The organism is Rubripirellula obstinata (assembly GCF_001642955.1).
In the GTDB taxonomy this organism is placed as follows: domain Bacteria; phylum Planctomycetota; class Planctomycetia; order Pirellulales; family Pirellulaceae; genus Rubripirellula; species Rubripirellula obstinata.
Map to the genome: position 1 here is coordinate 1 of NZ_LWSK01000243.1, position 2449 is coordinate 2449.

At 55.9% G+C, this 2449-nt stretch carries 6 protein-coding genes; 1 reads left to right on the forward strand and 5 read right to left on the reverse strand.

Going from position 1 to position 2449, the window contains the following annotated elements; genetic code table 11:
* Window positions 1-186, reverse strand: a 186-nt coding sequence (locus RC85_RS28745) for a hypothetical protein (RefSeq protein ID WP_238383232.1), incomplete at its 3' end; no start/stop codon positions are given.
* A gap of 253 nt (window positions 187-439) precedes the next feature.
* Here RC85_RS28745 and RC85_RS28005 point away from each other — a divergent pair.
* Window positions 440-619 carry a hypothetical protein gene (locus RC85_RS28005; RefSeq protein WP_162273295.1) on the forward strand — a complete coding sequence of 60 codons (180 nt, stop codon included), beginning with the start codon at window positions 440-442 and terminating at the stop codon, window positions 617-619.
* A 41-nt stretch (window positions 620-660) separates the two neighbouring features.
* Here the strand turns inward: RC85_RS28005 and RC85_RS28010 are convergent, their stop codons facing one another.
* The 4 genes from RC85_RS28010 to RC85_RS28020 all read right to left on the reverse strand — a co-directional run.
* Entirely contained in the window at window positions 661-879 is a 219-nt protein-coding gene (locus RC85_RS28010) for a hypothetical protein (RefSeq protein WP_149752479.1), read from the reverse strand.
* 67 nt (window positions 880-946) lie between these two features.
* Window positions 947-1231 (reverse strand): hypothetical protein, encoded by a 285-nt coding sequence (locus RC85_RS28015; RefSeq protein WP_068267698.1) that lies wholly within the window; start codon window positions 1229-1231, stop codon window positions 947-949.
* Between the two features lie 12 nt (window positions 1232-1243).
* On the reverse strand, window positions 1244-1786 hold the full coding sequence (locus RC85_RS25395; protein WP_068267700.1) for a hypothetical protein: 543 nt from the start codon (window positions 1784-1786) through the stop codon (window positions 1244-1246).
* 415 nt (window positions 1787-2201) lie between these two features.
* Window positions 2202-2449 (reverse strand): hypothetical protein (locus tag RC85_RS28020; protein ID WP_162273296.1); only part of this gene is annotated, 248 nt, incomplete at its 5' end.

Below are 2449 nucleotides of genomic sequence, written 5' to 3' on the forward strand. Positions count from 1 at the left end.
AGAAAACCATCGCCAAAACGCATGCAAAGCAGCCATTGAACCATCAAAAACGACCACTTCGAGTGAAAAACCAATCCTCAATGCCCTCCCGAAGCGGGGTCGCGATGCGCAGTTCCTGGAGATCCGCAAAGCACCATCGCGATATGGTCCGACAGCGCAGACTTCGTCCCTGTGGGTGACCTTCACCGTGTGTAGATCGTAGCAAAGAGCGGTCGGTCAAGCAAGTTTCGTCGGGCAGGAGTATATCGAGCGCAAGAAGACAGGCGTTGGTTAGTGCCACGCAGTGCATCCGGCACACCGGCGTTGTTCGGGCATTGAAATTCAGGCGTCGGTTGATGCCCCGCAGGGCAGTCGGCACTTCGATGTTGTCGAGTGTTGGGGGCAAAGCGGTTTAGGGCGTGCGTTGGTTGTGCCCCGCAGGGCGCGAGGAAGGCATCAAGTGTCCGCGGCTCAGTCGGATAACGGTAGCGATTTGCGGGTGGCGAGAGAAGACTTGCAAGCAGAGGACGGAGCGATGCCGCCACTCCGTCAACATCGCATGGTTATCCGCGATTATTGGGAGGGAGTGCAGGTTGAATTCGAGGGAAGTTTTAGAATCATCTTAGTCGTTCGAGGTTAGGGAAAATTCAAATCCTTGGAATCGGAGTTCTGGCGGAACGTTCAAGCCTGAATTTGCATCTTGTGTTTGATTGAAGCGTAAAGCGTAAACCGGGTGCTCCCGGTCGGATAACGGTATGCATCACCGAGGTGGCGGGATTTGACGTGCAAGCAAAGAGAAAAGTGTGCGGCCGCCACTCCGGTGCATGCAATGGTTATCCACAATACACCATCGCGATACGGTCCGTCGGCGCGGACTACGTCCCTGTGGGTGACCATCACCTTGTGTAGATCGTAGCAAAGAGCGGACGTTCAAGCAAGTTTCGGCGAACGGCAGTAAATCGAGTGTTCAAGGACAGGCGTTGGTTGTGCCACGCAGTGCATCCGGCACGTCGGCATTGATTGAACATTGGAGTTCGGGCGTTGGTTGATGCCCCGCAGGGCAGTCGGCACTTGGATGTTGGTCGAGCGTTGGGGGCAAGGCAGTGTTGGTCGTGCGTTGGATGTGCCCCGCAGGGCACGAGGAAGGCAGCAAATGTCCGCGGCTCAGTCGGATAACGTCCGGCATCACCGGGCCGGGACGGTTGATGTTCCATTTGAAAACGGCGGCAAGCCCGGCTCCGGTGCATGCCATGGTTATCCGCCGCTACTTGGTTACGGTGAGTGCAGGGGATTTGGCCCAAGATCCGGTGAATCCACTAAACACGCAAATATGGTCATCGGACAAAACCATCGCAAAGTCTTCCGCGACTTGAGGCGGGCCAGGCAAGGCCGCAGCGTCCCAGGACCCAGTTAAGCCGCTAAATCCGTATACAGTTCCGTCAATCGAGAATGCAGCGACATCAGAGCCAATAACTGGGGTACAGGTTCGGGAACCAGCTGTCGGCAGCTTCTGGGTTCTCCAGACACCGTTCTTGTCTATTGCGACAAGTTCCGCAACAGAGTCGCCGGCAACTTGAAACGCAGCGAGTGTTTTCCCCATGACCGGAAAAACGGTCGCCCCTTCCGCAAAAGCATGGGTAGACCATTTCCCGGAGTGCTTGCTGTACGCGGTGAAAGCGTTTGAGTCGCCAATTCTCGCGACTATCAGCGTTTCGTTACGAAGGTGCGATGGCTGTCCATCATCCGCAATGGTGTGCGAGGCGAGCAGAACTGCAAGTGAGACAGCGGTAAGTGTTCGGCGAAACATGTGTAATCTTCGGAAGGAGAGAGACGAGGGAATTTCAGTCGGATAACGTCTAGGATCACCGGGTGGGGACGGAAAAGGCAACCATCAGAAAGCAGCCGCAAGCCCCACTCCGGTGCATCCTTTGGTTATCCGCCGATGTTGAAACGCTAGCATGAGCAGTCACCACAAATTGTACGGGAGGAATCAGTGCCAGTCAGCACCACATGAAAAGCATTGCTTTGACATCGCGGTGCGTAGATTAACGCCACATTTAGGGCACGGTGGCCCATCTGCTGGGTAAGACCGTGCAGTACCAGCAGCAACGGATTCGCGATGAGCAAGTTCGTCATCCGGTATTGGTATTCCTCGTTCCGCTCTCCAGCAATCGTAGCAGTCACGCGGAACGGGATGGCCGTATGGCGTGTCGGGATAGTGGTCAGCGTACCATTGCCGCATGTCGGCCGCGCCGACGTTCAAGTGAGTTCGTTGACCGCATTTTGGGCAGATAGCGTATGGCATCAGCAGTCAGTGTGGCGACGCGGTTCAGAGTCGTTTCAGTCGGATAACGGTATGCATCACCGAGGTGGCGGGATTTGACGTGCAAGCAGAGAGGAAAGCGTGCGGCCGCCACTCCGGTGCATGCAATGGTTATCCGAAAACCACCATTGCGATGCGATCCGTCAG

Excerpts from the sequence above, each read along its gene's own strand:
- RC85_RS28015 (WP_068267698.1), bottom strand. The coding sequence starts at position 1,231 with ATGGCATGCACCGGAGCCGGGCTTGCCGCCGTTTTCAAATGGAACATC.
- RC85_RS25395 (WP_068267700.1), bottom strand. The coding sequence starts at position 1,786 with ATGTTTCGCCGAACACTTACCGCTGTCTCACTTGCAGTTCTGCTCGCC.